Genomic DNA, 6,864 nt, shown 5'->3' on the forward strand with positions numbered 1-6,864 from the left:
AGAACACTATGTCCAAACAATTTGACGTCGTCGTGATCGGCGCAGGCCCTGGCGGCTACATCGCCGCTATTCGCGCAGCCCAACTGGGCATGTCGGTCGCTTGCATCGACGCCTGGCAAAACGGCCAAGGCGGCCCGGCTCCCGGCGGCACCTGCACCAACGTTGGCTGCATCCCGTCCAAGGCGCTGCTGCAATCGTCCGAGCACTTTGAACAGGCCAACCACCACTTCGCCGAACACGGCATCGAAGTCAAGGGCGTCAGCCTGAAGCTCGATACGCTGATCGGCCGCAAGAACACGGTGGTCAAGCAGAACAACGACGGCATCCTGTACCTGTTCAAGAAGAACAAGGTCACCTTCTTCCACGGCAAGGGCGCGTTCAGCGGCCAAGTGGAAGGCGGCTGGGCCATCAAGGTCACCGGCACCGCCGAAGAAGACCTGGTGGCCAAGCACGTGGTGGTGGCGACCGGTTCGTCGGCTCGCGAACTGCCCGGCCTGCCGTTCGACGAAAAGGTTGTGCTGTCCAACGACGGCGCGCTGAACATCGGCGGCGTCCCCAAGACGCTGGGCGTGATCGGCGCCGGTGTGATCGGCCTGGAAATGGGCAGCGTGTGGCGCCGCCTGGGTTCCGACGTCACCATCCTGGAAGCGATGCCGGAATTCCTGGCCGCCGCTGACAGCCAGGTGGCCAAGGAAGCGCTGAAGGCGTTCACCAAGCAAGGCCTGAACATCCAGATGGGTGTGAAGATCGGCGAGATCAAGGCCACCGCCAAGTCGGTGACCGTGCCTTACGTCGACGCCAAGGGCGCCGAGCAAAAGCTGGTGGTCGACAAGCTGATCGTCTCGATCGGCCGCGTGCCTTACACCGGCGGCCTGAACGCCGACGCCGTGGGCTTGAAGCTGGACGAACGCGGCTTCGTGGCCGTGGACGGCGACTGCAAGACCAACCTGCAAAACGTCTGGGCAGTGGGTGACGTCGTGCGTGGCCCGATGCTGGCGCACAAGGCCGAAGAAGAAGGCGTGGCGGTTGCCGAGCGCATCGCCGGCCAGCATGGCCACGTCAACTTCGACACCGTGCCGTGGGTGATCTACACGTCGCCGGAAATTGCCTGGGTCGGCAAGACCGAACAGCAGCTCAAGGCCGAAGGCCGCGAGTACAAGGCCGGCAGCTTCCCGTTCCTGGCCAACGGCCGCGCCCGCGCGCTGGGCGACACCACCGGTTTTGCCAAGGTGATCGCCGATGCCAAGACCGACGAAGTCCTGGGCGTGCACATCGTGGGCCCGATGGCCTCGGAACTGATCTCGGAAGCCGTGACCATCATGGAATTCCGTGGCGCCGCCGAAGACATCGCCCGCATCTGCCACGCGCACCCGACCTTGTCGGAAGCCGTGAAGGAAGCCGCTCTGGCCGTGGACAAGCGCGCGCTGAATTTCTAAGCGTCCTTGACCTGAGCTAGACAGGGGGCGGGTTCAAGGACCCGCCCTTTTTTCATTTTGGTTGCTTGAGCTGAACCCCATGAACGTCCTCGAATACTACGAACACGCCCTGGCCGAACGTGGCTACAAGCCCGATGCCGCGCAAAAGCTGGCCATCGACCGCTTGCAGCGCTATTACGACGAGTGGGTCAAGTTCAAGTCGATGCGCTCGAATGCCCTGAAAAAGCTGTTGAACCGGCCCGACGTGCCGCGTGGCGTGTATCTGTGGGGTGGGGTGGGGCGCGGCAAGAGCTTCCTGATGGACGCCTTCTACGCGACCGTGCCCGTGGTGCGCAAGACGCGCCTGCACTTTCACGAGTTCATGCGCGGCGTGCATCGCGAGCTGGAAGAAGTAAAGGGCATGCAAGACCCGCTGGACGAAGTGGCCAAGCGCGTCGCCAAGCGTTACCGGCTGATCTGCTTTGACGAGTTCCACGTGTCGGACGTGGCCGACGCGATGATCCTGCATCGGCTGCTGCTCAAGCTGTTTGAATACGGCACGTCGTTCATCATGACGTCCAACTACGAACCGTCCACCTTGTACACGGACGGCCTGCACCGCGACCGCGTGCTGCCCGCCATTGCGCTGATCCAGTCGCGCATGGACGTGATGAACGTGGACGCTGGCGTGGACTACCGCCGCCGCTCGCTGGAGCAGGTGCAGTGTTATCACACGCCGCTGGACGAACACGCGCAGGCTGCGCTGAAGAAGGCGTTCGACAGCCTTGCCGATACGCCGCCGCAGGAACCCTTGCTGCACATCGAGCACCGCGAGATCCGCGCCGTGGCGCTGGCCGGTTCGGTGGTGTGGTTTGATTTCGCCACGCTTTGCGGCGGCCCGCGTTCGCAGAACGACTACCTGGAATTGGCCAACCGCTTCCACGCCGTGATCCTGTCGGGCGTGCCCAGGATGGGCCCGCGCCAGGCATCCGAGGCGCGCCGCTTCACCTGGTTGATCGACGTGTTCTACGACCACCGCGTCAAGCTCATCATGTCGGCTGAGTGCGAGCCCGAAGAGATCTACACGGAAGGGGCGCTGGCCAACGAATTCCATCGCACCGTCTCGCGCATTCTTGAAATGCAATCGCGCGAATATCTGGAATCCGAGCGCCGCCTGACGGCGACGTTGTAGTAATGCCGCAAGCGGCCCGTCTGGGGCGAGCCGCTTGTACATAGCATTGGTAATGCAAGTCATTATCACTTAAGATTTTGACACTTCAGGTTCCGCACCGCGGTCTCAATTGTGTCTTCCTCTTTGTTTTCCCCACCGGCTACGTGCGCGGACGCCGCGATCGCGCCTGTTGACGGGCTGTATCGCGAGCACCGGCCATGGCTGTTTGGATGGTTGCGCCGCAAGCTGGGCTGCGAGCATCGCGCCGAAGATCTGGCGCAGGACGTTTTTGTCCGGGTGATTCAGGGCCGCAAGGCGGTGCGCGCGACCGATGCACGCGCCTTGCTGACCACGATCGCGAAGGGGCTGGTTGTGGACCATCAGCGCCATGCCGCGCTGGAATACGCTTATCTGAACTACCTGGCCACGCTTGAGCAGGCTTACGCCCCGTCGCCCGAGACACAGGCCGAACAACTGCAAGCCCTGGTGCGTCTGGACCGCCTGCTTGACGGCTTGCCGCCCAAGGCGCGTTCCGCATTTCTGATGTCGCAGCTGGATGGGCTGACCTATCCCGACATCGCGCAGCGTCTGGGCGTATCGCTCAGTTCCGTTCAGCAGTACATGGTGCGGGCGATGGCCGCCTGCTATGCCGCATTCTATGAATAGCGCCGCACGAGGCGCCCCGCCGGATGCCGTGGTGCGCCAGGCCATTGCCTGGTGGACCCGCTTGCAAAGTGGCGTGGCGAATGCCCGGGACCACGAGTCCTGCCGCGCGTGGCTGGATGCGGATGCCGCCCATCGACAAGCCTGGGATCGCCTGGAGGCCATCGGCCGCGATACGCGCCGCGTGCCGGCGGCGTTGGCCCATGCCGCGTTGAGCTCCCCAAGCTCCCGGGGCCGCCGCAATGCATTGCGCGGCTTGCTGAGCCTGACGGGCGTGGCCGCCATCGGATGGGCAGGCTATCGGCACACGCCCTGGCAACGCCTGGCGGCTGACCTTAGCACCCGCGTGGGCGAACGCCGTACTGTGGCGCTGGCCGACGGCCTGACCATCACGCTGAACAGCGATAGCGCCGTACGCCTGCATCTGTCGGGGGCCGCGCGCGGCATCGACCTGCTGCGCGGCGAGATGTTGGTGAATACGCAACCGCGCGCGGGCGTGGATGCGCTGCGCGTGATCGCGGGCCATGGCGAACTGCGTGCCGAGCGCGCGCGGTTCGATCTGCATCGCACCGACGCAGGCTTGCGGCTGGGCGTGTACGAAGGCAGCGTGGGACTGCTGCGCCAGGGCGCCTGGACGCACGCCGACGCCGGCGAGCGGCTGGCCTACACCGACCCCGACGCCGGTGCCGACGAGCTGGTGCGCAGCGCCGTTGACCCCGATCGGTTGGCCTGGGTGGACGGCATGGTGGTGGCCAAGGAGTGGCGGCTGGACGCGTTTGCGCGCTATCTGGCGCGCCAGCGCGTGGGCGTGATCCGCGTGGACCCCGCCGTGGCCGCCCTGACGCTGTCGGGCGTGTTCCCGCTAGACGATGCGGAACGGGCGTTGAAGGCGCTTGAGCCCGCGCTGCCCATCAGGGTCACGCGGCACACGCAGTATTGGTTGCAGGTCGATCCTCGGCAAATCTGAGCGTTACAACTTTTTCGCCGGATGTCTTGCAGGTTTTTGCTTCCCGTACGGAAAGGCAGGGATAGATCACCGTACAGGGAGAGTTTCGTGTCTGCTTCATCTCAATCGCGCCTGCGCGCCACACTGACGGCCGGCCGCAAGGCCGTGCTGACCGCCACTTGCGCGGGCGCGCTTGCCGCCGGCATGCCCGCTGCGTGGGCACAGTCCGCGCCCGCCGCCGCCAACGCGCAGCGCAGCTACCAGATTCCCGCCGGTGCGCTGGCCGATGTGCTGACGCAATTCGCCCGCACGGCTGGCGTGGTGCTGTCATTCGATCCGGCTTTGGTGCGCGGCCAGCGATCCGGCGGTTTGAATGGTGGCTATTCCGTGGGCGCCGGCTTTGCGCGCATCTTGGCGGGCAGCGGCCTGCAGGCGCGTGCGCAATCCGGCAATACCTGGACGCTGGTGCCCGCGCCTGCCTCGCCGTCAGGTGACGCGCATGTGCTGGCGCCGGTGACGGTGTCCGGCATGGCGGAAAGCGCGCTGGCGCCCACGGTGGGCTATGTGGCCAGCGCCAGCGTCAGCGCGACCAAGACCGACACACCGCTGATTGAAACGCCGCAATCGGTGTCGGTCATCACGCGCGAACAGATCACGGAGCAGGGCGCGCAGACGCTCAACCAGGTGCTGCGATACACCGCCGGCGTGGCGACCGAATCGCGCGGCGCCACTGCCACGCGGCTGGACCAGTTCAATGTGCGGGGCTTTTCCGCATCGTCTTATCTGGACGGCTTGCGCGTATTTGGTGGCCGCGATGCGCTGCCGCAAGTCGATGCCTATCGCCTCGAACGGGTGGACGTGCTGAAGGGCCCGGCGTCGGTCATGTACGGCCAGGGAGGCCCGGGCGGCGTGGTGAACCAGGTCAGCAAGCGACCGCTGGAAGAGACGCTGCGCGAAGTGGAGGTGCAGGTCGGCAACTACGACTATGGCCGCGCCAACTTCGACTTTGGCGGGCCGGTCGATGGAGACGGCAAGTTCTTGTATCGCCTGGTCGGCGCCGGCTATATGTCGGACGGCCAGGTGAAGGACACCAAAGAGCGCCGCTATTTTGTGTCGCCGGCCTTCACGTGGAAGCCCAGTGGCGATACCTCGCTGACCGTGCTGACCAATTTCCAGCGCGATCCGGACATGGGTTCGTACGGCAGCGTGTCGTCCATGCGTACGCTGTTGTCGGCACCGGACGGCATCCGCCTGCCGGCGGATTACTACGATGGCGACGCCAATTTCGAAAAGAGCGACCGCAAGAGCTATTCATTGGGCTACGTGCTGGACCACCGGTTCAACGACACGTTCAAAGCCACGCAAAGCCTGCGCTGGACCCGTTCCGAAGCCAAGTACCGCAGCGTCTACGGCGCCATGACGAACAACTACGGCTATACGGACCGCACCTATCTGTACCAGCAGCGCGCGGCGATCGCCACGGACGTGGACGTGGGCGCACTGACCATCGACAACAATGTGCAGGCCCGCTTCAACACCGGCAGCTTTGGTCACACCGCGTTGCTGGGCTTTGACTACCAGCACGTGAAGACAGACACGTTGTCGGGATCGGGCAGCGCGCCGCCGCTGTACGTGTTGAACCCGGATAACCGACAGCACATCGCCACTCCGGCATTTTCGTCGGATGCCACGTCCAGGCAGTACCAGGCCGGCTTGTACTTCCAGGACCAGATCAAGATCGACCGCCTGTCGGTGTTGCTGGGCGGGCGCTATGACTGGGCCCGCACCGTGGGCGAAACCACGGCAATTTCCAGCGGCCGCGTCACCCCGTCGTCGCTGACCGCCGAGAAGTTCACGGGCCGCGCGGGCGTCATCTACAACTTCGATAATGGCGTGGCGCCGTACTTCAGCTATTCGGAATCGTTCGAGCCGCAGTCGGGCACGGGTTGGCAAAACGTGCCGTTCAAGCCCATCGAGGGCAAGCAATACGAAGTCGGCATCAAGTACCAGCCGCCGGGCAGCGCAACGTTGCTGACCTTCGCCGCCTTCGATATCCGACGCGAGAACATGACGACAACCGATCCGGACCCCACCCACGTGTGCGGCACGGCCGGCGGGCGCTGCTCGATCCAGGCGGGCGAGCTGCGCACGCAGGGGATCGAGCTGGAAGCCAAGAGCGAGCCGCTGCGCGGCCTGACGCTGGTGGCGGCGTATTCGCTGATGGACAACGAATATTCCAAGGCCAATCCGAACCTGGCGGGCTTGAACCTCAAAGGTAAATCGCCGGCCGGCGTACCGTCGCAACAGGCGTCCGCATGGGCACGCTACCAGCTGCAAGGGGGGCCGCTGGCGGGCATGGGCGTGGGCGGCGGCGTCCGTTATATCGGCTCGTCGTTCGTTGACGAAGCCAATACCTACAAGGCGCCTTCCGTCACGCTGTTCGACTTGATGCTGGACTATGACCTGGGCCGCGTGTCGCCTTCGTTAAAGGGCATGCAAGTGGCGTTGAACGTGCAGAACCTGTTCGACAAGGAGTATGTCGCGTCGTGCCTGGGTGAGTCCTGGTGCTGGTACGGTTACCAGCGTTCGGTGAAGGCCAGCTTGCGTTATCGCTGGTAAACCGGGAGTACAAAGCGCGGCAGGTTGCGCCGCAGCGGGCGGACCATCGG

General features: G+C 64.6%; 5 protein-coding genes. All 5 read left to right on the plus strand.

Going from position 1 to position 6,864, the window contains the following annotated elements:
• Positions 1-8 precede the first annotated feature (8 nt).
• The 5 genes from lpdA (at position 9) to AC6LJY_RS23215 (ending at position 6,814) form a co-directional block, all read left to right on the plus strand.
• Positions 9-1,436 carry a dihydrolipoyl dehydrogenase gene (lpdA, locus tag AC6LJY_RS23195; protein ID WP_046802675.1) on the plus strand — a complete coding sequence of 476 codons (1,428 nt, stop codon included), beginning with the start codon at positions 9-11 and terminating at the stop codon, positions 1,434-1,436.
• Between the two features lie 79 nt (positions 1,437-1,515).
• Positions 1,516-2,607 carry a cell division protein ZapE gene (gene zapE, locus AC6LJY_RS23200; RefSeq protein WP_046802676.1) on the plus strand — a complete coding sequence of 364 codons (1,092 nt, stop codon included), beginning with the start codon at positions 1,516-1,518 and terminating at the stop codon, positions 2,605-2,607.
• Between the two features lie 111 nt (positions 2,608-2,718).
• A complete protein-coding gene (locus tag AC6LJY_RS23205) occupies positions 2,719-3,252 on the plus strand; it encodes a sigma-70 family RNA polymerase sigma factor (protein ID WP_120154356.1) in 534 nt (177 codons plus the stop codon).
• On the plus strand, positions 3,245-4,216 hold the full coding sequence (locus AC6LJY_RS23210; RefSeq protein ID WP_498136859.1) for a FecR domain-containing protein: 972 nt from the start codon (positions 3,245-3,247) through the stop codon (positions 4,214-4,216). Before AC6LJY_RS23205 ends, AC6LJY_RS23210 begins: the two co-directional genes overlap by 8 nt.
• A gap of 183 nt (positions 4,217-4,399) precedes the next feature.
• Positions 4,400-6,814, plus strand: coding sequence for a TonB-dependent siderophore receptor (locus AC6LJY_RS23215; protein ID WP_498136861.1), 2,415 nt, complete (start codon positions 4,400-4,402; stop codon positions 6,812-6,814).
• Positions 6,815-6,864 lie beyond the last annotated feature (50 nt).

It is taken from the genome of Achromobacter sp. RT286_PF (genome assembly GCF_059760425.1).